Below are 23,030 nucleotides of genomic sequence, written 5' to 3' on the forward strand. Positions count from 1 at the left end.
AGCAAAAAATTGAGGCGATATTTATAACCGATTATCGGTATCTAATATATAAGGAATGCTTTTAGTATTTGTAGCAATTCCTGAAAGGATTAAATGGAGGATTTATGAAAGGACAAAAAGGCAAGAAGCAGAAGACATATATATCTATTCGATTAAATATAATGTTCCTTTGCATATTTGTACTATTCTCAGCTATTATTATGCAGCTAGGAAAGGTACAAATCGTTGAGGGAGAGGCTTATAAGAACCAAGTGGAAAGTAGTCAAAATGCAATAACTAGTATTCCAGTTCCACGTGGACAAATTTTAGATCGAGAAGGGAAAACAGTTGTTAATAATAAATCTCTTCGCACAATTACGTATACAAGGGTGAAGGGAATTACGAGTGAAGATATTTTAAAAACAGCAAAAGACTTGGCGAAAGTACTTGAAATGCCTGAACAAGATATAAATAAATTAACAGATATCGATAAAAAAGATTTTTGGATGCAGTTGAATTTGAAACGTGCGGAGACAAAGATTACTAAGAAAGATATAGAAAAGTTTAAAGAAAAGGGTATAGAGGGAAAAGAGTTAGATAAAAAAATAGAAGACTTAAGACGAGGTCGTGTTACAGAGGTAGAATTAGCAGAATTAACAGCACAAGATTTAAAGGTGTTAGCTATTAAAAGTAAAATGAGTTCAGGTTATCAACTAACACCACAAATTATTAAAAAAGATGTAACAGATGAAGAGTATGCGCGGATAAGTGAAAACCTTGCGAATTTTCCAGGAGTAGATGCAACTGTTGATTGGGAACGTAATTATGTAAATGGTAATTTATTTCGTTCTGTATTAGGAAATATTACGAGTAGTGAAGAAGGATTACCGAAAGAAAATTTAGATTCTTATTTAGTACGTGGATATAACCGTAATGATCGTGTTGGAAAAAGTTATATTGAACAACGATATGAAGATGTATTACACGGCACAAAAGAAGAAGTGAAAAATATTACTGATAAATCAGGAAACATTGTTAGCACAGAAATAATCTCTAAAGGAAAAAGTGGTAATAGTTTAACATTAACGATTGATATGGAATTACAAAAGAAAGTGGAAGAAAGTATAGAGAAAAACTTGAGAGCTTTTAAGAGTTCAGAGCCACTGCTCGATCGAGCTTTTGTTGTCATGACGAATCCAAATAACGGACAAATTTTATCAATGGCAGGCAAAAAGATTGTAGAAAAAGAAGGAAGAATAGAGGTTGAGGATTTGGCATTAGGTAACATGACAACTTCGTATGAGCTAGGGTCAGCTGTAAAAGGTGCTACTTTATTAACTGGATATGAGACAGGGGCAATACATCCAGGAGATCAATTTTATGACGCGCCGATGAAATTTAAAGGTACACAAGCTAAGAAATCGTGGAATGTATCCGGATTTGGTAATATTAATGATTTACGGGCTTTACAAGTATCTTCGAATGTATACATGTTCCAAACAGCTTTAAAAATTGCGGGAGTCAATTACGTACCAAATGGCTCATTGGATATTAAACAAGGAGCATTTGATACGATGCGCTATTATTTCAAGCAATTTGGTTTAGGTGTCCCAACAGGTATTGATTTACCGAATGAAATAATTGGACAAACGAGAAAAGTAGATAGTCAACCTGGGTTTTTACTAGATTTTTCTATCGGTCAGTATGATACGTATACGCCGTTGCAATTAGCGCAATATATTTCAACGATTGCGAATGGTGGTTATAGAATGCAACCTCAAATTGTACAAGAAATACGAGAACAATCAATAAAAGAAGAGGTTGGCAAAGTTATACGTTCCATAGAGCCTGTCGTATTAAATCGAATTGATATGAAGAAAGAACATATTGATCGGATAAAAGAAGGGTTTAGATGGGTATTCCAAGAAGGTGATGGAACTGGCGTGAAATATTTCAAAAACGCGCCATATAAACCAGCAGGAAAGACAGGAACAGCCCAAACTGTATATGGTGGAGATGACCCGATTGGTAGAAATGCAAAAGGAGAACGTATGGAATGCTACAACTTAACGTTAGTTGGATATGCTCCATATGATAATCCAGAAGTAGCATTTTCCGTAGTAGTTCCATGGCTTCATGATGATAAAAATGGAATTAATTCTATAATTGGAAAGGAAGTATTAGATGTATACTTTGATTTAAAACAGCAACGTATACATGGTGAAGCTACTAGTACAGGTAGTTCTAAGCAAAATTAGAGTACTTTTCTCAGGGAAGAGACCCTGTTCATATAAAGCCATTTATAAGTAAAAAAATGAAATATGAAATAAGAGATAGAGGCGTCGTAGCTACTATCTCTTATTTTGTTAATAACTCTCATACTAGCTATAAATTTTTTTCAGTTTATGGAACAAATTTGGTTCGGTGATTGTCTATTATGTGTACATATAAAAAGGTGCTAAAAATTTGGAAGGAATGATGATTTTGAAAAATAAGAGGATGCTAAAAATAGGAATATGCGTTGGTATATTAGGTTTAAGTCTTACAAGCCTAGAAGCTTTTACAGGAGGGGCACTGCAAGTTGAAGCGAAAGAAAAGACTGGTCAAGTGAAACATAAAAATCAGGCAACGCATAAAGAGTTCTCTCAACTTGAGAAAAAATTTGATGCTCGATTAGGTGTATATGCGATTGATACTGGTACAAATCAAACAATCTCTTATCGACCTAACGAAAGATTTGCCTTCGCATCAACCTACAAGGCTTTAGCCGCGGGAGTATTACTACAGCAAAACTCAATTGATTCATTAAATGAAGTAATCACATATACGAAAGAAGACTTAGTGGATTATTCACCTGTTACAGAGAAACATGTAGATACTGGAATGAAACTAGGAGAAATTGCTGAGGCTGCTGTTCGTTCAAGTGATAATACTGCAGGGAACATTTTATTTAATAAAATAGGTGGACCTAAAGGATATGAAAAAGCGCTTAGGCAGATGGGGGATCGGATTACTATGTCTGATCGCTTTGAAACAGAATTAAACGAAGCTATTCCAGGAGACATTCGTGACACTAGTACAGCGAAAGCAATTGCTACGAATCTTAAAGCTTTTACGGTCGGAAATGCACTTCCTGCTGAAAAACGTAAAATTCTTACAGAGTGGATGAAAGGAAATGCTACAGGTGACAAACTTATTCGTGCAGGCGTACCAACTGACTGGGTAGTTGGAGATAAATCAGGTGCTGGCAGTTACGGGATAAGAAATGATATTGCTATCGTTTGGCCTCCAAATAGAGCACCAATTATCATCGCAATTTTATCTAGTAAAGATGAGAAAGAGGCAACCTATGATAATCAACTCATTGCAGAGGCAACTAAAGTTATAGTTAAGGCTCTTAAATAGTATTTTAGTTTTCGCATTTTTAACATGAAAGTATTAAAAGTATAAAGTTAGAAAACGACTCTTTTCTTGTGATAAGAGTCGTTTTTGTATTCTTATTATTAAAAAGGTAAAAGTAAAAATATAACGAATATATATGACATATCTCATACGAAATTTCATGTACTGTATTATTTTATTAATTTAAATAAATTTCAAGAAAGTATAATATAATTCAGTTAGCATATAGAAGTGTTTGATGAGAATGTAAAGGAGAAAATATGAAAAAGAAAATTAATAGAATTGTAATGATTATTTGTATATTAGTAGGTTTTACAATCTTTTTATATTTACAGAACAATTTAATAAGTATAACTGAGGTTAAAATAACCTCTAGTAAAATACCATCCTCTTTTAAAGGGTATAAAATTCTACAAATTTCAGACTTACACAATAAAAAATTTGGCGATAATCAAGATGTGTTAATTCAAAAAATAAAAAGTATAGACCCAGATATTATTGCGATTACGGGTGATTTAATTGACAGTAAATCATACGATGCAGAAGTGAGTATGCAATTAATACAAGAAATGGTAAAGAAGTATCCTGTATATTTTGTGACAGGAAACCATGAACAATGGTCTGGAAAGTATAACAGTTTAGAAAAAGAGTTGAAGAAATATGGTGTCAATGTTTTAAGGAATGAACATGTAGGCATTCGAAAGGGTGAGCAAGAAATAAACTTGCTAGGTATTGATGATCCAGAGTTTGTTACTGGAAACCGTGATGAAGGAAATATTATAATAGATGAAATTAAAAAAACAAAAATTGAAATGCAGCCAGATAGATATAATGTATTATTATCCCATAGGCCTGAATTTATAAAGGAATATACGAATGAGAGGTTGGATTTGGTTTTATCGGGACATGCTCATGGAGGACAAGTTAGATTGCCATTTATCGGTGGATTAGTTGCTCCAAATCAAGGTGTTTTACCTAAATATACAGCAGGTTTATATGTAGAACAAAATACATCAATGGTAGTGAGTAGAGGATTAGGAAATAGTATCATTCCGCAAAGAATTTTGAATAGGCCAGAGATTGTAGTCGTGCAGTTAAATTAAGCTGTACGATTTTTTTATACAAAAGTGAGTAAAGAGATTTTATGTATTTTGCAGGAGTTAACATTACAATTTTGTTAAAAATTTTCTACGTTACATAAAGTAACAAAATTTGACCCTGATTGTTTGTTATAGTGTAAATAATCAAAAAACTTAAAATTTGTCGAGTGAAAATTGTGATAAGTAATTCATGTAAAAAACTTAAAGGGGTGTACACATGCATAAAGAATATGAAATTGAAGAATACACGGCGATTGAGGAACAAATACATTATTATTGTAAATGTTTATTAGTAAGTCATCCTGATCAAATAATAAAGTATTTAGAAAAAAGGTTAGAAAAATATGCAGAAACATTACAATATGCACATTTATATCCTGACACAGTTATTTTACCGTTACAGCAATTAGTTATTGAATATTCTTTAGATGTTGCTAGAATTCGGAAGTATATGAATTTAAAAACGTAAAGTGAAATTTATAGTTTAAATGAAACAGAGTCGACTTTAGGAAATGAAATTCTAATGTCGACTCTGTTTCATTGTTTAATATCGTTGATTGAACATACATACTAATCAATGAAGTTTGACATATAATTAAGCAAGGGTAAAATAAATGTGAGTACTCACTCATTTTATTGGAAAAGGAGGATGAAACGTGCAACAACCTTCCATTATTTTACGGACTGTATCAAAAAGTTTTGGGAAAAAAGAAGTGTTACACAATCTTTCATTGCAAGTTGAAAAAGCAGAAATTTTTGGTTTTGTTGGACCTTCTGGATCGGGGAAAACAACGCTCATTAAAATGATTGCAGGTATTAATGAGGCAACGAAAGGTGAAGTGCTTGTTAATAATACTAATATGCCTAATTTAAATGAAATGAAAAGAATTGGTTATATGGCCCAGGCGGATGCATTATACGAAGAATTGTCAGCATATGAAAATGCAGATTTTATAGCAACGATGTATGGACTAAAGGGAAAACGTAAAAAGACAAGAATTGCAGAGGTTTTTGAACTTGTACAATTGTCACAGTATATGAAAAAGCAAGTACAACAATTTTCAGGTGGAATGAAAAAACGCTTATCATTAGCAATAGCGCTCCTTCACGAACCAGAAATATTAATTTTAGATGAGCCTACAGTGGGGATAGATCCGCTTCTTAGAAAAACGATTTGGGAAAAATTTTATGATCTTAAAAAGAAAGGCACAACGATTATTGTAACGACGCACATTATGGATGAAGCTGAATTTTGTGAGCGTCTAGGGTTAATTAGAGAAGGGAAACTAGTTGCGGTTGGAACAACTGAAGAATTGAAAAAACGCGTGTCATCTGGACGGATTGAAGATGTCTTTTTGCTAGAAGAGGTGGTGCCATCATGAGAGTTACTGGTGTAATTATACGTATTATTCGTCAATTTTTTCGAGATAAGCGTTCGTTAGCAATGATGTTTGGAGCGCCGATGTTATTACTTTGGCTTTTGTCACTAGTGTTTACACAGAAAGACTATATACCGCAAATTGCTGTTGTTGATATGCCCGCTCAAATAGTAAAAGTGATGAAAAATCAAGAAGCGTCAATTTATGAATACAGTAAGGAAAAGGCGATTTCTGAGTTGGAAAAACAAAAGGTAGATGCAGTATTTCGAATAGAGAATGGAAAAATGAAACTTCTGTTGGAAGGTAGTGATTCGTCAAAAAATCGTGCTGTACTTCAAGTATTGCAAAAAAGCACAGAGAAGAATGATGTATCGATTATGAAACCTGAAGTAAATTATTTACATGGCTCTAAAGACTTTACGATGTTTGATGGGCTTGGTCCTGTATTAATTGGTTTCTTTACATTTTTCTTTGTATTTATATTATCAGGTGTATCTTTCGTAAGAGAACGTTTAAGTGGTACGCTAGAAAGGTTATTATCCACCCCAGTAAGAAGATGGGAAATAGTCGCAGGTTATATTATTGGTTTTGGAATCTTTGCCTTTATACAATCCATTATTATCGTAAGCTTTTCCGTTTATATTTTAGATTTATACGTAGCTGGCTCCATATGGCTAACGCTACTTATTACATGTATGCTCTCTTTAACTGCACTAACATTAGGTACGTTTTTATCGGCATACGCAAATAATGAATTTCAAATGATTCAATTTATACCGCTTGTTATTGTGCCACAAATCTTCTTTTCTGGATTGTTTCCAATGGAATCTATGAATAAGTGGCTACAAATGTTAGGGAAAGTATTTCCACTCACATACGGCGCTGACGCAATGAGACAAGTGATGATTCGGAATCAAGGGTTTACAGAGATTGCATTAGATCTTACTGTATTATTACTTTTTTCACTATTATTTGCAGTAGGAAATGTATTTGCTTTAAAGAAACATCGCAAAATATAATAATGACAAAAAGGAGCTTTATAAATGCAGAAGGATTGGCTGGAGGAATTAATAGCTGCAACTAATACGGATAAACGAAATGAACGTCAAATGCGAATATTAGAGGCGGCTGTTGATATGTTTGGAGAAAAAGGATACGCTTCAACTTCAACAAGTGAAATTGCAAAGCGTGCTGGTGTAGCGGAAGGAACCATCTTCCGCTACTATAAGACGAAAAAAGATTTATTACTAGCGGTCGTAATGCCAACTTTAACTAAGTTCGTTGCACCATTTTTCGTACAAACCTTTGCAAAAGAAATATTTAAATCAGAGTATGAATCGTATGAAGGACTTTTAAGAGTTGTAATTCATAATAGATTTAAATTTGCTCAAAAACACTTTCCTATGATAAAAATATTAATTCAAGAAGTACCATTTCAACCAGAACTAAAAAATGAAATACAGCAATTAGTAGAAACAGAACTGTTTTCACATTTCAAAAAGTTGATTGTGAAATTTCAAGAAGAAGGAGAGATTATTGAGATACCACCATCTTCCGTACTACGTCTTACTTTATCAGCTGTATTAGGTTTATTATTAACACGATTTTTATTATTGCCTGAAGAAAAATGGGATGATGAAGCGGAAATTGAAAATACGATTCAATTTATATTGTATGGATTAACTCCACGAATTTAATCGTCGAAGTGTGAATTACATATATTACTTTTTAAGTAAAAATAAATCGCCTTTAAAAAGGCGATTTATTTTCGTTATATATTTTTGATAAATAAGTACTTGTTTATTAAAAACATTCTAAATCAGCGTGTTTCTTTGTCTCTTCTTCTAAGACCTAATAATCCTGCTAGTCCTAATAAACCAAGCCAAGCCCAATTATTATTTCTATCACGATTATCATTTAAATCATTTGTTGTATTTACATTTCGAGTTCTTACATCATTATTAACTCTGTCTAAATTATTGTCATTTACTCGAGTTGAAATATCAGTGTTATTCACTCTATTCATATTATTTCCATCGTATTCAGCTTGCGCAGATGTACCTAAAAACATAATAGAGAGTGCTAAAACACTTAAAATAGATGATAATTTCTTTTTCATAACAATTCCCTCCTTTCTTAATCATTAATTTCTCCGGAGCATCTGTGTATTATTCATTTCACAATATCTAAACCAGTATAATAGGGCGCACATTTATTGAAAATAGAGTTGAATGATTGTTAATATATTATTGGATATATATTTCTCATAAAAATAAATGAATCAAACTTTGCTTAAAATGTTAATCTTAGTACAATTTATAGTATACGGACTAGCACTAAGGAGGTAATGAGATGCGGCAATTTGCAAAACCTACAATCGTCGTAAGTAAATGTTTAGAATTTGATGCTTGTCGATATAATGGAGAGATGATTCCAGATGTAACAATACGAAATTTGCAGCCATTTGTTACATTTATACCTGTTTGTCCAGAAGTGGAGATTGGATTGGGAACTCCTCGTGAAACGATACGAATTGTAGAAGAAAATGGTGAGAACAGACTTGTGCAACCGTCGACACGAGAAGATGTAACTGAAAAAATGGAGCAGTTTTCAAATGACTTTTTACAAACGATATCGGATGTGGATGGTTTTATTTTAAAGAATCGTTCACCAAGTTGTGGTACGCGTGATGTGAAAATTTATTCTGGTTTTGAAAAAGCGCCAGCAAAGGGAAAAGGATCGGGCTTATTTGGCGGAGCAGTAGTAAAAAAATTTTCGCATCTTCCTATTGAAGAGGAAGGCAGATTGTCGAATTTTATTATTAGAGAGCATTTCTTTACAAGACTATTTACAATCGCATATTACAAAATGATTAAACATAATAAAAATATGAAAGACCTTGTATCGTTTCAGTCGGACAATAAATATTTATTTATGGCATATAATCAAGTGAAACAAAAGGAATTAGGGCGTATAATTGCAAATCACAAAAATGAAAAGATTGAAGTTGTATTTGAAAACTATGAGAAGACTTTATATGAATTATTTATGCGCACCCCCCGCTATACATCGAATGTAAATGTATGCGAGCACATTTTTGGATACTTTAAAACAAAGCTAAAAAAACAAGAAAAAGATCATTTTATAGAACTGTTACAAAAGTATGCAGAAAAGAAAATACCACTTAGTAGTTTACTTACAATTTTAAAATCATGGGCCATTCGATTTGATGAAAAGTATTTATTAAGACAAACGTATTTCGAACCATACCCTGAAGCATTAGTAGAAATTTCTGATTCGGGAAAAGGTAGAGATTATTAAACAATAAATTACATAATTCGACACAAAATCTCCTATGTTGTTGTAGAACAATGTAGGAATTTTTTTGTGCATTAGTACAGAATCTGTTTTAAAATTAAGTTATGACAGAATTATAGCAATTGTCTAACTAATATTCTTGTCTTTTAAGTTGTTATGTTTGTAGTAGAAACTCGCACGCTGTCGAAACTCAATATTCGATAAGGGGTGTGTAGCGGAATGGAATTTACTCTAACTCGCGAAAAACAAATGATTAAAGAAATGGTACGTGACTTTGCTGAAAAGGAAATCGCACCGAAAGCTGTATATTATGACAAAACTGCAGAGTTTCCATATGAAACATTTCAAAAAATGGGCGAACTAGGATTATTAGGCATCCCATTCCCAGAAGAGTATGGAGGTTCAGGTGGCGATACTGTATCGTATGCGTTAGCAGTTGAAGAAATTGGTCGCGCTTGTGGTGGCACTGGTTTAAGCTATGCTGCAACAATTTCATTAGGTGCTTCTCCAATTTATTATTTCGGTACAGAAGAACAAAAACAAAAGTATTTAGTTCCAATGGCGTCAGGTAAAACATTAGGTGCCTTCGGATTAACGGAGCCGAATGCTGGATCAGATGCAGGTGGTACTCAAACGAAAGCGGTACTAGATGGCGATGAGTATGTAATCAGTGGTGAGAAGTGTTGGATTACAAACGCAGAGTATGCAAATACCATTATTGTAACCGCTGTCAACGGTGTTGAAGAGAATGGTAGAAAACGCATTTCAGCATTTATCGTACCTACTACGAGTGAAGGATTAACGATTTCTAGTCCTTACGATAAAATGGGCGTTCGCGCTTCTAATACTTGTGAAATCGTACTTGATGGTGTTCGTGTACCGAAAGAAAATATTCTTGGTGATGTAAATAAAGGTTTTAAACAATTTTTATATACACTTGATGGAGGACGTATTTCAATCGCAGCATTGGCAGTTGGTATTGCGCAATCAGCCTTTGAACGTGCATTGCAATATGCGAAAGAACGTCAACAATTTGGAAAGTCAATCTCTAATTTCCAAGCGATTCAATTTAAATTAGCTGATATGGCGACTGAAGTAGAGCTAGCACGCAATTTAGTACATAAAGCAGCTTGGTTAAAAGATAACGATAAACCTTTCGGTAAAGAAGCGGCAATGGCAAAACTATTTGCATCGGAAGCGGCAAGCCGTATTGCGAATCAAGCAGTACAGATTCATGGTGGATATGGCTATATGCGTGAATATGAAGTTGAACGACATATTCGTGATGCGAAACTATTAGAAATTGGTGAAGGAACTTCTGAAATTCAACGTCTCGTAATTGCTAGACATTTAGGATGTAGATAAAAGGGAGGAATCACTATGTTTCAAAAAATATTAATTGCGAATCGCGGGGAAATCGCTGTTCGTATTATGAAAACTTGTCAAAAACTTGGCATTCGCACTGTTGCTATTTATTCTGAAGCAGATGAAAATGCCCTTCATGTGAAAATGGCAAATGAAGCTTACTTAGTAGGTGGACCGCGTGTCCAAGAAAGCTATTTAAACCTTGAAAAAATTATTGAAATAGCTAAGAAGACAAATGCAGAAGCAATTCATCCGGGTTATGGTTTATTATCAGAGAATCCGTCTTTTCCGGTTCGCTGCAAAGAAGAAGGAATCGTATTTATCGGTCCTTCAGAAGAAATCATTACGAAGATGGGAAGTAAAATCGAATCACGTATCGCAATGCAAGCAGCAGATGTCCCAGTAGTCCCAGGTATTACTACAAATATTGAAACTGCTGAAGAAGCAATTGAAATTGCAAAACAAATTGGTTATCCATTAATGCTTAAGGCATCCGCAGGCGGCGGAGGCATTGGTATGCAGTTGATGGAAACTGAGCAAACGCTCACCAAAGCGTTTGAAAGTAATAAAACGAGAGCGCAAAACTTCTTCGGTAACGGAGAAATGTATTTAGAGCGATATATAGCAGACGCGCATCATATTGAAATTCAGCTTTTAGCAGATACACATGGTAACACAGTGTATTTATGGGAGCGTGAATGTTCGGTACAGCGCCGAAATCAAAAAGTAATCGAAGAAGCACCTTCACCATTTTTAGATGAAGGTACACGAAAGGCGATGGGAGAAGTTGCTGTACAAGCTGCCAAAGCACTTGGTTATACAAATGCAGGTACAGTTGAGTTTCTTGTAGATGATCAGAAGAACTTCTATTTCTTAGAGATGAATACGAGATTACAAGTAGAGCATCCAGTGACAGAAGAAATTACGGGATTAGACCTTGTAGAACAACAACTTCTGATTGCAAGTGGAGAGAAACTATCATTTACTCAGGATGATGTAAAACGTAGTGGTCATGCCATTGAAGCTCGTATTTATGCAGAGGATCCGAAAACATTCTTCCCGTCACCTGGGAAAATTACAGATTTAACATTACCGTCAAATGTACGGATTGATCACTTCTTAGAAAATCATGTAACGATTACACCTTTCTATGATCCAATGATTGCGAAAGTCATTGCACATGGCGAGACTCGTGAAGAAGCAATTTCAAAATTACATGATGCTCTAGAGGAATTAAAAGTAGAAGGTATTAAAACGAACACACCAATGCTACTGCAAGTTTTGGAAGACGAAGTGTTCAAAGAGGGTATTTATACAACAGGCTTTGTAACGAAACAACTCGTTAAAAAATAAGATTTAACAATATTAAGGGGGAAAAAATGATGACGAAAGTATACGCATCGATGGCAGGAAACGTTTGGAAGATTGTTGTAGGAGTAGGAGATACAGTAGAGGAAGAGCAGGATGTCGTCATTTTGGAATCTATGAAAATGGAAATTCCAATCATTTCAGAAGAAGCTGGCACAGTTATGAAAATTAATGTGCAAGAAGGCGATTTTGTAAATGAAGGAGATGTATTATTAGAAATTGAATAGGGAGATATAGGGGGAAGCGAATTGAAACTACCTAATTTTGCTGTCATTAAAGAAGTCGGGCCACGTGATGGCTTACAAAATGAAAAAAAGATTGTTGGCACAAAAGATAAAGTAAAATGGATTCAACTACTTACAGAAGCAGGATTGTCGTATGTTGAAGTTTCCTCATTCGTTCACCCAAAATGGGTCCCTGCATTAGCGGATGCAAATGATGTATTTTCTGAGCTGAAAAGGGATCCAAATGTTACATATGCTGCGCTTGTTCCGAATCAAAATGGTTTGGAACGAGCTTTTTTGCAAAATGTAGATGAGGTGAATGTTTTTTTATCAGCAAGTGAATCTCATAATAAAAGTAATATTAATAAATCGATTAAAGAAGCATTAGTTGTAATTGAAGATATAACAAAACAGGCATTATTCGAAGGGAAAAAGGTAAGAGGCTATGTTTCTACTGTATTTGGATGTCCTTATGAAGGGGATATAAGTGTCGCAGCAGTTGACGAATTATGTAATCAACTATTTTCATACGGCATTTATGAAGTTTCTCTTGGGGATACAATCGGTGTAGCGAATCCATTACAAGTAGAACAAGTATTAGAACATCTATTAAAGAAGTATGATGCTTCGCAGTTTGCCATGCATTTTCATAATACGTATGGAATGGCTCTAGCGAATGTAGTTAAATCATTAGAATACGGTATTACAACGTTTGATAGTTCTTGTGGTGGACTCGGGGGCTGCCCTTATGCACCAGGAGCATCAGGTAATGTTGCCACTGATGACCTAGTACATATGCTCCATAAATTAGGAGTCCAAACGAATATAGACGAAGAAAAGTTATTGAGAGCTAGTCAATTTATTCAAAGTAAGTTGAATATCCAATTACCGAGTCATGTGTATAGAGCGCTTCAACATAAAACGATAAGTAGGTGAGAAGATGCTACAATTACAAAACATTTCAGTTGATTATGTAACACCTCACGTAGTAAAGATTTCGTTAAATCGTGCAAGACAAGCAAACTCATTATCTTTGGCATTATTAGATGAACTACAAACGATATTAACTCAAATAAGTGAAGATTCAAACGCACGTGTAGTTATTTTGACTGGTGCTGGTGAAAAAGCATTTTGTGCTGGTGCAGATTTAAAAGAGCGTGCCGGTATGAATGAAGAACAAGTTCGCCATGCTGTTAGTATGATTCGCACTACTATGGAGATGGTTGAACAATTACCACAGCCAGTTATTGCTGCTATAAATGGAATTGCACTTGGTGGTGGTACGGAATTAAGTTTAGCTTGTGATTTTAGAATTGCTGCTGAATCTGCAAGTCTTGGTCTTACTGAAACGACACTTGCAATTATACCAGGAGCAGGTGGTACACAGCGCTTACCGAGATTAATTGGTGTTGGTAGAGCGAAAGAATTAATTTATACAGGTAGACGTATTTCAGCGCAAGAAGCAAAAGAATACGGTTTAGTAGAATTTGTTGTACCAGCTAATTTACTTGAAGAGAAAGCGATTGAAATAGCAGAGAAAATTGCTAGTAATGGACCTATTGCTGTTCGATTAGCAAAAGAGGCAATTTCAAATGGTATTCAAGTTGATTTACATACCGGATTACAAATGGAAAAACAAGCGTATGAAGGTGTAATCCATACGAAAGATCGAATAGAAGGATTACAGGCATTCAAAGAAAAACGCAAACCGATGTATAAGGGGGAGTAAATATGTTAGACCAAAAACAACAATCTAATTCATTTGAAGAACGAGTTGAAACAATTAAACAAGGCGGGGCACCGAAATATCATGAGCAAAATAAAGCAAAAGGAAAATTATTCGTTCGAGATCGTTTAGCGCTTCTATTTGATAATGGCGAATATGTAGAAGATGCATTATTTGCTAACTGTGAACAAACAGGCTTACCTGCGGATGGCGTTGTAACGGCAACGGGTAAAATACATGGTCGTACTGCGTGTGTAATGGCCAATGATTCTACTGTAAAAGCTGGATCATGGGGATCACGCACAGTTGAAAAGATTTTACGTATTCAAGAAACAGCTGAAAAACTACGTGTTCCGTTATTTTATTTAGTTGACTCTGCTGGAGCGCGTATTACAGATCAAGTAGAAATGTTCCCAGGGCGCCGCGGTGCAGGAAGAATCTTCTATAATCAAGTGAAGTTATCAGGTAAAGTTCCTCAAGTATGCTTGTTATTTGGACCTTCTGCAGCTGGTGGTGCGTATATTCCAGCCTTTTGTGACGTTGTAATGATGGTAGAAGGAAATGCATCTATGTATTTAGGATCTCCTCGTATGGCTGAGATGGTTATCGGTGAGAAGGTAACTTTAGAAGAGATGGGCGGAGCTCGTATGCATTGCTCTGTATCAGGATGCGGAGATGTTTTATGTAAGACAGAAGAAGATGCGATTAAACAAGCAAGACAATACATTTCATATTTTCCAAATAACTACTTAGAAAAGACTCCATTGGTTACACCTCAAGAACCGAAACAATTCGATAAAACGTTAGAACAAATCATTCCAGAAAATCAAAATGCTCCTTTCAATATGAAAGATCTCATTAATAGAGTTATTGATGAAGGTTCATTCTATGAAGTAAAAAAATTATTTGCTCAAGAGCTAATTACAGGCTTAGCACGTATTGATGGTAAGCCAGTTGGTATTATTGCAAATCAGCCGCGTATGAAGGGCGGCGTATTATTCCATGATTCAGCTGATAAAGCTGCTAAGTTTATTAATTTATGCGACGCATATCATATTCCATTATTATTCCTTGCGGATGTACCAGGATTTATGATCGGTACAAAAGTAGAGCGTGCTGGTATTATTCGCCACGGTGCAAAAATGATTTCTGCAATGAGTGAAGCGACTGTACCGAAGATTTCTATCGTTGTTCGTAAAGCATATGGCGCTGGTTTATATGCGATGGCAGGTCCAGCATTTGAACCAGATTGCTGTCTGGCATTACCGACAGCTTCTATTGCGGTAATGGGTCCAGAAGCTGCGGTTAATGCTGTATATGCAAATAAAATTGCAGCTTTACCAGAAGAAGAGCGTGCTAGCTTCATTGCTGAAAAACGTGAAGAGTATAAGAAAGATATTGATATATACCACTTAGCATCAGAGATGGTGATTGATGGTATTGTTCATCCAAACAATTTACGTGAAGAGTTAAAAGGACGTTTCGAAATGTATATGAGTAAATATCAAGTATTCACAGATCGTAAACATCCTGTATATCCAGTTTAAAAGCCCTATTTAGGGCTTTCTTGCTCAAAAAGTTAAGGAGGGGAAAACATTGAAACAAGCAGTTTGGTTTCCAACAGAAGAGTACAAGGAAAAAACACGTTTATATGGTTGGATGAAATCATTGGGATATGAAGACTATGAAATTTTTTATAATAAATCTATTGAGGAAACAGCTTGGTTTTGGGGAGAGGCAGAAAAAGCAGTAGGCTATCAATGGATGAAACCTTATACAGAAGTGTTAGATTTAGAAAATGGTACACCGTTTGCACAGTGGTATAATGGCGGAACATGTAACGTTGTAGAATCAGCTTTATCCCGCTGGCTTGCGGATGAAGAGACGAGAATACAGCCAGCACTTCAGTACGAAGGGGAAAATGGAACTTCAAAATCATTTACATATGAAGAGCTTGACAACTGGGTAAGCCGTGTTGCAAATGGTTTGAAACACGCGGGTATTGAGAAAGGTGACCGTGTAACAATTTATATGCCGATGATTCCAGAAACAGTTGTTGCGATGCTAGCTGTAATGAAAATCGGAGCAATTATTTCACCAATATTCTCAGGCTTTGCGTCTGATGCAGTTATGACACGTGTGCAAGCGGCAGGTTCAAAAATGATTATTACCGCAGATGGATTTTCACGTCGCGGTAAAATTGTTTCTTTAAAAGATGAAGTAGATAAAGCTTGTGAACATTGCCCAACTGTTGAAAAAGTTGTTATCGTTCGTCATGCAGGAAATGATTTTACACCACATAACTATGACTTTTCGTGGAGTACGCTAGAAAAAGAAAAACCATTCATACATGCAGAGGAAATGCAAAGTGATGATCCATTGATGCTCATTTATACATCAGGAACGACTGGTAAGCCGAAAGGAACAGTACACACGCATGCAGGATTTCCTTTGAAAGCAGCTTTTGATGCAGGATTTGGAATGAATATTAAACAAGGTGATCGTGTATTATGGGTAACTGATATGGGCTGGATGATGGGGCCGTTTCTATTATTCGGTTCACTCATTAATGGAGCAACGATGGTTATGTACGAAGGTGTTCCAGACTTCCCAGAAGCAGACCGGTTATGGGAGACAGTTGATAAATATGAGATTACTCATCTAGGTATTTCGCCAACGTTAATCCGAGCATTAATGGCAAAAGGTGATGAGTATGTCAATAAACATTCTTTAAAGAGTTTGGAAGTATTCGCATCAACAGGAGAACCTTGGAATCCTGATCCATGGATGTGGCTGTTTGAAACAGTTGGAAAAGGAAATGTTCCAATCTGTAACTACTCAGGTGGAACTGAAATTTCTGGTGGGATTTTCGGTAATGTTCTTATTAAGCCAATCGCACCGATTAGTTTTAACGCATCTTTACCAGGAATGGCAGCTGTCGTACTGGATGATCAAGGTAAACCAATTCGAGATGAAGTCGGAGAATTATGCTTAGAGAAACCTTGGGTAGGTATGACGAAAAGCTTCTGGGAAGATGATGAACGTTACGTGAACACATATTGGTCACGTTTTGAAAATAAATGGGTCCACGGTGACTGGGTCATTTACGATGGTGAACAATATATCATCACAGGGCGTTCAGACGATACGTTAAATATTGCAGGTAAACGTATTGGACCTGCTGAATATGAATCTATTCTTGTGAAACATAACGATGTAATTGAAGCTGCTGCAATTGGTGTACCTGACGAAGTAAAAGGTGAAGTTTGTCATTGTTTTGTAGTATTAAGAGATCATGTAACATTCACAGGAGAATTAAAGAAAGAATTAATGAGTTTAGTAAACTCTCATATTGGAAAAGCGTTGTGTCCTAAAGACATCCACGTTGTAGAAGATTTACCGAAAACACGTAATTCTAAAGTAATGCGCCGTGTTATTAAAGCAGCTTACTTAGGAAAAGAATTAGGTGATTTGTCTTCACTTGTAAATCCTGAAGTAGTTCCGTTTATTCAGGGGTTACAGTCTAGTAAATTATAAAGTTAGAAAGGATCTCTGTATAAATAGAGATCCTTTTTTATGTTTATAAAAAGAAAAGAAGTGAATTTGATGAAGAAGAAAAATTCTACTATTAGTGTTAAGTATGTCTGTTTTATAGTTTTTATTAAAATACGATACTGTGGCATGTTTATTCATTGGAGTAATTAAATTTTGTTAAGGATGAAATTCAATAAAAGCGTTATTTTAATAGGCTGTTACGAAATTTAATTTGAAAGGCACATCCAAATGATAAAAAAAGAGCGCTATAAAATCAGTGCTCTTTTTATTAGAAATTGCTTAGTTCTTAAAAATAAAATCATTACGGACAATTCACAATGGTAATAATGACGCTAGCCATTGTTCCAGGAGAATCAAGAAGTGAAGCAGTAACGGTTACTGTTCCAGGCCCATTAGCGGCTAGAAATACAGCGGTAAAGTTACCTGAGGCATTGGTAATGACAGCAAGAGGAACCATGAAAGCAAGAGATGGGTTACTAAACGAAAAACTGACCACTACCCCTGGAGTAGGAATACCGTTTACTAATACTTGACCCGAAAAAAATAAAGTATTATTTCCTTGAGTGGATACACATGCTGTAGTTTCGTTAGAAGTCAAGGTAATAGATGCAGGTCCAGCAGGAAGATTAAATCCAGTTGGTCCAGTTGGTCCAGTTGGTCCAGTTGGTCCAGTTGGTCCAGTTGGTCCAGTTGATCCAGTTGGTCCAGTTGGTCCAGTTGATCCAGTTGATCCAGTTGATCCGGTTGGTCCAGTTGGTCCGGTTGATCCGGTTGGCCCAGTCGGTCCAGTTGATCCGGTTAATCCAGTAGCTCCTGTAGAACCGGTGGGACCGGTAGGGAATTGAAAAGGTTGAACAGTTGGAAGTGTAGGTCCAATAGAACCGGGATTAAGTGCAGCAAAAGATAAAAACTCGTCCATTATTTATCACCTCTAAAAATCGTATTACTAATAGTAAATGTAATGATAGAGCAAAGTGAAACGGACAAGCGGTTTTATTTTAACAAATTAAACAAAGTAGTTATATGATAGAAAGAGAGATTAGTATGATTCCTTTAGAAATTAAATATAAAAAGGCGATTATCTTCAAATCGCCTTTTAGGTAATGCCGTGTAATTTTATTCAGTTATTTGAAATATAGTTTCATTCGGTTTGGAAAATCCATACAGTTTCCTTGCGAATTTTAAAATTTCTTCTTCACTACTTGTTAAAGCCTTGACATCCTTGTTAAGGGAATGACCATCCTTCTTTACAGAAGATAATTTTTGTTGTTCCGTATTAAGTGTGATTTGTTTTTCTTTAATCATTTCTTGTTGGTTATTCAGAGAATATTGAAGGACAAAAATTATAGGTAATATAAAAGCCAAAGTAGTTATAATACGGCGTCTTGTTTTTTTTATACTACCTTGTTGGGTATTAGGATTCACTTGCTGTGAGGGTATATTAGGATTTGATTGGTGTGATGATACTTTTGGGATGTTTCCCATTAAAATGCCTCCATTACTGATTGTCGAATTTAAACCGTTTAATAGTATTATAAATGTTCAATAAGGATTTTAGAAGATATTTTAATATAGGTGAGTTTTGTAAAGTTTAAACAAAATCTTTATTTAAATAAAAGAAACCCCGCTTGTCTCTGGGGTTTCTGAAGGCAATGAAAGTACTCGACTAATTAAAGATTCCATGAATTTTTTGCTGAAAATACTGGTGAATTCGTCTGAAGTAATGAGGGCATCTAAAGCTTTATACGTACGTGAAGTAATTAAAAATCGATTTATAAGAGTTAGCTTGTTTTTTCTTAATAGCCCACCTAATCAGTAAATACATATGTCTGTTGAAATCTTTACGTGTTCATTGATAAAAAGCTGATTATATTCATTCAGCTTTTTGTATAATACATTCTAGTATTTATCGGTTCCAAAAGACATATTCTTTCCTTTAAGTTGGCATCGAAAATATTACCAATTTTTCCTTTTACAATGGCAACAAATAAAGAAACATTTACAACGACACTTATTTCGTTTAGAACTCCAATCGTCATCACAATGACACTTTTCTTTAGATTTCCACCAATCATCATTACAATGCTTTTTCTGAGAACTCCAATTATCATCACAATGATGTTTTTCTTTAGATTTCCACCAATCATCACAACAATGCTTTTTCTGAGAACTCCAGCAATCATTTTTCCAGGACATTTATTTCTACCTCCTTTCAATAGTGTTCATATTATTCTATGTTTTAATAAAAAAATTGCTTGTTTATTAACCTACTATTTTATCTTTATATGATAGAGTGTCTTCTACTCGATATAGAATTCATACAAACTATGCTAATTTTTAAGAGAAAGTGGAGAGAACTACTACTAGTTATGGTATTTTTCAATAAACACTTGTTGAAGAAAATGTTCTGATTACAAATAATATCTTATTTTCGAGTACGCTTTTTAAATGTATATTTCACAATGAAAAATGGGAAATCCACAAATAAAGTCTATGTATATGTGAGTTAATGGGAAAATCTAGTGTGTTTTTAAGGGGCGTCTTATTTAAAAGAAAAAAGGTTTGTTTTAGAAAGTGGTGTCTAAACATTAAATGGAGTAGGACTAAATTCACGGCCGCTCATTAAAAAGCTTTTAATTAGGAGAAGTCTGTTTTTATAATGAATAATGAAAAGAAAGTTTGGTACAATTGTTTGTTTTTTTCTTTTTATGTGTTTGCCTCGTACCCTTTTAAGCTAGTGGACATACTTTACTAATAGAAAGGATTAGGGGGTGAGGTATTGGGTTCTCGATTTAATAATTGTAAAAAGAAGTGTACATGTAAACAAGATGATTGTTGGGAAGTATTCGAAGAGTGTAAAAAAGAACAGCATGAGAAATGTGATAATTCTTGTGTACAAGGAATTAGAGATGAACTTAAGAAATTAATTAATCGAACAGTTCAAATTAATACAGAGGGACGTACTTATGTAGGTATTGTTTCGTCTGTAAGTTGTGATGTAGTTAGGCTTGCGGCTATTCCTGGATCGGTTGGAGTAATTATTTCCATTTGCAAAATTGAAGCAATTTTCCCACCGGTTACAACGGTTACTGCTGACTTTGATTTTAATGGTATTGATGTAGCAAACAAAGCATAATTATGCTGCTTTTTTGTAAAGCCATTCACATGAATGGCTTTATTTTAATTTTATATAAAAGGAGAATATATTCTTTATATAGAAATAAGTTTGAGGTTATAAAGCATGATGTACGAAAGGAGCAAGGAAGTGATTAAACTAGAAAGCTTTAAGAAATCTGATTTTAAACAATTAATAAATTGGATTAATTCCGAAGAATTTCTAATACAATGGTCAGGAAATGCATTCACATTTCCTTTAGACGAACAGCAATTAGAGAAGTATATAGAAAGTGCAAATACACTCGCTTTCAAAGTGGTAGATGAAGAGACTTCAGACGTTATTGGACATATTTCGCTTGGGCAAATAGATAATATTAATAAGTCCGCTAGAATTGGAAAAGTATTAGTTGGTAATACGAAGATGAGAGGACGTTCTATAGGAAAACATATGATGAAAGCAGTACTTCATATTGCTTTTGACGAATTAAAACTACATAGAGTAACTCTTGGTGTGTATGATTTTAATACATCGGCCATTTCATGTTACGAAAAAATAGGGTTTGTAAAAGAAGGCTTATTAAGAGAGTCAAAAAGAGTAGGAGAAACGTATTGGAATTTATGGGAAATGAGTATGTTAGAATATGAATGGAAGAAGTAGCAACGATAGTAATTTATAATTATATTATGTTAACAAAGGGGTTTGGTGGGTATAGTGGATAATAAAACAAAAATAATTTCAATTGCAGCTGTTTCGGGGGGAGGTAAAACTACAATTACAGAAAGATTAAAGCATAAGTTTAAAAACTCAAAAGCTCTATATTTTGATAGTTACACATTTGATAAATCTCCTGCTGATATTTGTAAATGGATTGATGATGGGGCGAATTACGACGAGTGGGTATTAACACCATTAATTCATGATATTGAGCAACTTATACAAAATAATACCTTAGACTATATTATTGTAGACTATCCTTTTGCATACTTAAATAGTGAGATGCGAAAATTCATTGATGTAACTATATTTATTGATACGCCTTTAGATATTGCGATGGCTAGAAGGATTTTGCGAGATTTTAAGGAAGGTACAATAGATGAAATACATAATGATTTGGAACATTACATGACATATGCGAGAAAAGCTTATTTAGAGGCAATTCATACTGTTAAGCCGAATTCAGATATCATATTGGATGGTTCTTTATCTGTAAGTGAAATAATTAATCACGCTGTAGAGGAACTTGGCCGAAGAGAAGTGATTGTCAATGGTTAAATGTATAGAGGAATATATACAAGTTGCTGATTTTAAAATGTATACGAAAATATTCCAAGGAAAGAAGCAGCAGCCTGTTATTATATTGGAATCAGGCTATGGTGATTATTCGAAGGCATGGAATCAAACTGCTGAAGAACTGACGGAATATGGTACGGTACTTACATACGATCGGGCTGGATTAGGCAAAAGCGGGAAGAGTTCCAAGAAACGTATTAGTTCTGAAATGGTAAAAGATTTGAGAACATGCTTAAATCTTTTACAACTGAAGCCACCTTATATTTTTGTAGGACATTCTTTTGGTGGTATAAATGCACGTTTATTTACTGATTTTTATCCTGAAGATATGTTGGGAATAGTTTTGGTTGATTCGACACCAGAAAATTATAAAGAAGCATTTTTGCCAATCATGTCTCCAGAATTTCAAGAAGCTTACTATAAACAATTTGTACATGAAAGTTCTTATGAAGAGTTTATGTTTAGTCTGGGTGAAGCAGATAAATATTGTCAGTCGACGAGAGATATTCCACTCGTCGTGTTAGCTGCTGGTAAAAAAGCTTTTTATTCGCAAGATGCACAAATAAAATGGTTACAATTGCAAGAAGAATTATTAAGATTATCAAACAAAAATAAACTAATAATTGCAGAACAAAGTGGTCATTATATTCAAAAAGATGAGCCACATTATATAACAGATGCTGTTAGGTGGATAATTGAAGTAAGAGAGAGATAAATGTGTACACTTTATTTCAATATAATTGGCAAGTAAGAGATGATTGGTTTAAGTGGTGTGAACAACTTTCAGAGGAAGATTTACTTTGCAAACTGGTGGTATTTTAGAAACATTATTTCATATTGTAGATGTAGAGTATAGTTGGATTAGTGCTCTTCAAGGATAAGAAGATAGAGAACAGCAATTTAAAGATTATCAATCGATTCAAAAAGTGAAAGCGTTATTTAATTTATATAAACGAGAACTTGAAGTTTTTTTGCAGTCATAATTATCTAGCCTAGAATGCTAGCACACTTAAAATAAGCCGTATAAAAAGTTAATCATTGTGTGCTTTGATTATATAATGTCGGCGAAATAAATAGTGTGAAGGACAGCTATCTTAACAAGTGTTTCCTGTAACGTTCATATACTTTAATTTTTTATAATTAATTAAATTTGAATTTTGTTTGTTGTTAAGAAAAGGTGAGAAGAAAATAAAAAAAGAGGGCTAA

General features: G+C 34.6%; 24 protein-coding genes and 2 pseudogenes. 22 read left to right on the top strand and 4 right to left on the bottom strand.

Features of this window, described 5'->3' with window-relative positions; genetic code table 11:
• Positions 1 to 104 precede the first annotated feature (104 nt).
• The 7 genes from N2V80_RS12135 to N2V80_RS12165 all read left to right on the top strand — a co-directional run bounded on the left by N2V80_RS12135 (position 105) and on the right by N2V80_RS12165 (position 7,557).
• The gene (locus N2V80_RS12135; RefSeq protein ID WP_000678283.1) at positions 105 to 2,237 is read left to right on the top strand and encodes a peptidoglycan D,D-transpeptidase FtsI family protein; all 2,133 of its coding nucleotides are present in this window, start codon (positions 105 to 107) and stop codon (positions 2,235 to 2,237) included.
• A gap of 220 nt (positions 2,238 to 2,457) precedes the next feature.
• The gene (bla, locus tag N2V80_RS12140) at positions 2,458 to 3,384 is read left to right on the top strand and encodes a class A beta-lactamase Bla1 (protein WP_033667365.1); all 927 of its coding nucleotides are present in this window, start codon (positions 2,458 to 2,460) and stop codon (positions 3,382 to 3,384) included.
• A 257-nt stretch (positions 3,385 to 3,641) separates the two neighbouring features.
• A complete protein-coding gene (locus tag N2V80_RS12145) occupies positions 3,642 to 4,484 on the top strand; it encodes a metallophosphoesterase (RefSeq protein WP_000727185.1) in 843 nt (280 codons plus the stop codon).
• Positions 4,485 to 4,698: 214 nt separating this feature from the next.
• Positions 4,699 to 4,950: a hypothetical protein gene (locus N2V80_RS12150; protein ID WP_000548621.1), complete on the top strand. Its 252-nt coding sequence runs from the start codon at positions 4,699 to 4,701 to the stop codon at positions 4,948 to 4,950.
• 187 nt (positions 4,951 to 5,137) lie between these two features.
• Entirely contained in the window at positions 5,138 to 5,863 is a 726-nt protein-coding gene (locus tag N2V80_RS12155) for an ABC transporter ATP-binding protein (RefSeq protein ID WP_001187071.1), read from the top strand.
• Positions 5,860 to 6,879, top strand: coding sequence for an ABC transporter permease (locus N2V80_RS12160; RefSeq protein WP_001266728.1), 1,020 nt, complete (start codon positions 5,860 to 5,862; stop codon positions 6,877 to 6,879). The genes N2V80_RS12155 and N2V80_RS12160 overlap by 4 nt, the downstream gene beginning before the upstream one ends.
• A 24-nt stretch (positions 6,880 to 6,903) precedes the next feature.
• The gene (locus N2V80_RS12165) at positions 6,904 to 7,557 is read left to right on the top strand and encodes a TetR/AcrR family transcriptional regulator (protein ID WP_001168197.1); all 654 of its coding nucleotides are present in this window, start codon (positions 6,904 to 6,906) and stop codon (positions 7,555 to 7,557) included.
• A gap of 122 nt (positions 7,558 to 7,679) precedes the next feature.
• Here the strand turns inward: N2V80_RS12165 and N2V80_RS12170 are convergent, their stop codons facing one another.
• Entirely contained in the window at positions 7,680 to 7,979 is a 300-nt protein-coding gene (locus N2V80_RS12170) for a WGxxGxxG family protein (protein ID WP_000728151.1), read from the bottom strand.
• A gap of 233 nt (positions 7,980 to 8,212) precedes the next feature.
• Here N2V80_RS12170 and N2V80_RS12175 point away from each other — a divergent pair, with 233 nt between their 5' ends.
• From N2V80_RS12175 to N2V80_RS12220, 10 genes are all read left to right on the top strand, one after another.
• Positions 8,213 to 9,181, top strand: coding sequence for a YbgA family protein (locus tag N2V80_RS12175; RefSeq protein WP_001248645.1), 969 nt, complete (start codon positions 8,213 to 8,215; stop codon positions 9,179 to 9,181).
• A gap of 216 nt (positions 9,182 to 9,397) precedes the next feature.
• Positions 9,398 to 10,543 (top strand): acyl-CoA dehydrogenase, encoded by a 1,146-nt coding sequence (locus N2V80_RS12180; protein ID WP_000397282.1) that lies wholly within the window; start codon positions 9,398 to 9,400, stop codon positions 10,541 to 10,543.
• Positions 10,544 to 10,558: 15 nt separating this feature from the next.
• The gene (locus N2V80_RS12185; protein WP_000486742.1) at positions 10,559 to 11,896 is read left to right on the top strand and encodes an acetyl-CoA carboxylase biotin carboxylase subunit; all 1,338 of its coding nucleotides are present in this window, start codon (positions 10,559 to 10,561) and stop codon (positions 11,894 to 11,896) included.
• A gap of 26 nt (positions 11,897 to 11,922) precedes the next feature.
• The gene (locus tag N2V80_RS12190) at positions 11,923 to 12,138 is read left to right on the top strand and encodes an acetyl-CoA carboxylase biotin carboxyl carrier protein subunit (RefSeq protein WP_001987345.1); all 216 of its coding nucleotides are present in this window, start codon (positions 11,923 to 11,925) and stop codon (positions 12,136 to 12,138) included.
• 21 nt (positions 12,139 to 12,159) lie between these two features.
• Complete coding sequence (gene mvaB, locus N2V80_RS12195; protein ID WP_000775433.1) at positions 12,160 to 13,071, top strand: hydroxymethylglutaryl-CoA lyase; 912 nt, start codon at positions 12,160 to 12,162, stop codon at positions 13,069 to 13,071.
• Between the two features lie 4 nt (positions 13,072 to 13,075).
• Positions 13,076 to 13,864 (top strand): enoyl-CoA hydratase, encoded by a 789-nt coding sequence (locus tag N2V80_RS12200; RefSeq protein WP_000939793.1) that lies wholly within the window; start codon positions 13,076 to 13,078, stop codon positions 13,862 to 13,864.
• Positions 13,865 to 13,866: 2 nt separating this feature from the next.
• The gene (locus N2V80_RS12205) at positions 13,867 to 15,408 is read left to right on the top strand and encodes an acyl-CoA carboxylase subunit beta (RefSeq protein ID WP_000886742.1); all 1,542 of its coding nucleotides are present in this window, start codon (positions 13,867 to 13,869) and stop codon (positions 15,406 to 15,408) included.
• 49 nt (positions 15,409 to 15,457) lie between these two features.
• Positions 15,458 to 17,398, top strand: coding sequence for an AMP-binding protein (locus N2V80_RS12210; protein ID WP_000806459.1), 1,941 nt, complete (start codon positions 15,458 to 15,460; stop codon positions 17,396 to 17,398).
• A 335-nt stretch (positions 17,399 to 17,733) separates the two neighbouring features.
• On the top strand, positions 17,734 to 17,949 hold the full coding sequence (locus N2V80_RS12215) for a hypothetical protein (RefSeq protein ID WP_000236250.1): 216 nt from the start codon (positions 17,734 to 17,736) through the stop codon (positions 17,947 to 17,949).
• A gap of 30 nt (positions 17,950 to 17,979) precedes the next feature.
• On the top strand, positions 17,980 to 18,261 hold the full coding sequence (locus N2V80_RS12220; RefSeq protein WP_061655400.1) for a hypothetical protein: 282 nt from the start codon (positions 17,980 to 17,982) through the stop codon (positions 18,259 to 18,261).
• Between the two features lie 17 nt (positions 18,262 to 18,278).
• On the opposite strand, the pseudogene N2V80_RS12225 reads toward N2V80_RS12220, so the two are convergent.
• The 3 genes and pseudogenes from N2V80_RS12225 to N2V80_RS12235 all read right to left on the bottom strand — a co-directional run.
• A pseudogene (locus tag N2V80_RS12225) lies at positions 18,279 to 18,335 on the bottom strand (exosporium leader peptide-containing protein); the annotation flags it as partial.
• Positions 18,336 to 18,532: 197 nt separating this feature from the next.
• Positions 18,533 to 18,901, bottom strand: coding sequence for an FtsB family cell division protein (locus N2V80_RS12230; RefSeq protein ID WP_000526886.1), 369 nt, complete (start codon positions 18,899 to 18,901; stop codon positions 18,533 to 18,535).
• Between the two features lie 392 nt (positions 18,902 to 19,293).
• Positions 19,294 to 19,632 (bottom strand): hypothetical protein, encoded by a 339-nt coding sequence (locus tag N2V80_RS12235; protein ID WP_061655399.1) that lies wholly within the window; start codon positions 19,630 to 19,632, stop codon positions 19,294 to 19,296.
• A gap of 563 nt (positions 19,633 to 20,195) precedes the next feature.
• Here N2V80_RS12235 and N2V80_RS12240 point away from each other — a divergent pair.
• The 5 genes and pseudogenes from N2V80_RS12240 to N2V80_RS12260 form a co-directional block, all read left to right on the top strand.
• The gene (locus N2V80_RS12240) at positions 20,196 to 20,552 is read left to right on the top strand and encodes a hypothetical protein (protein ID WP_061655398.1); all 357 of its coding nucleotides are present in this window, start codon (positions 20,196 to 20,198) and stop codon (positions 20,550 to 20,552) included.
• A gap of 105 nt (positions 20,553 to 20,657) precedes the next feature.
• A complete protein-coding gene (locus tag N2V80_RS12245; RefSeq protein ID WP_000990082.1) occupies positions 20,658 to 21,191 on the top strand; it encodes a GNAT family N-acetyltransferase in 534 nt (177 codons plus the stop codon).
• A 45-nt stretch (positions 21,192 to 21,236) separates the two neighbouring features.
• Positions 21,237 to 21,806: an AAA family ATPase gene (locus N2V80_RS12250; RefSeq protein ID WP_000513265.1), complete on the top strand. Its 570-nt coding sequence runs from the start codon at positions 21,237 to 21,239 to the stop codon at positions 21,804 to 21,806.
• Positions 21,799 to 22,539: an alpha/beta fold hydrolase gene (locus N2V80_RS12255; RefSeq protein ID WP_000237653.1), complete on the top strand. Its 741-nt coding sequence runs from the start codon at positions 21,799 to 21,801 to the stop codon at positions 22,537 to 22,539. Before N2V80_RS12250 ends, N2V80_RS12255 begins: the two co-directional genes overlap by 8 nt.
• A gap of 2 nt (positions 22,540 to 22,541) precedes the next feature.
• Positions 22,542 to 22,801: pseudogene (locus tag N2V80_RS12260) on the top strand (DinB family protein); the annotation flags it as partial.
• Between the last annotated feature and the right edge of the window lie 229 nt (positions 22,802 to 23,030).

This window comes from Bacillus sp. FSL W8-0640 (genome assembly GCF_038007725.1).
Lineage (GTDB): Bacteria > Bacillota > Bacilli > Bacillales > Bacillaceae_G > Bacillus_A > Bacillus_A cereus.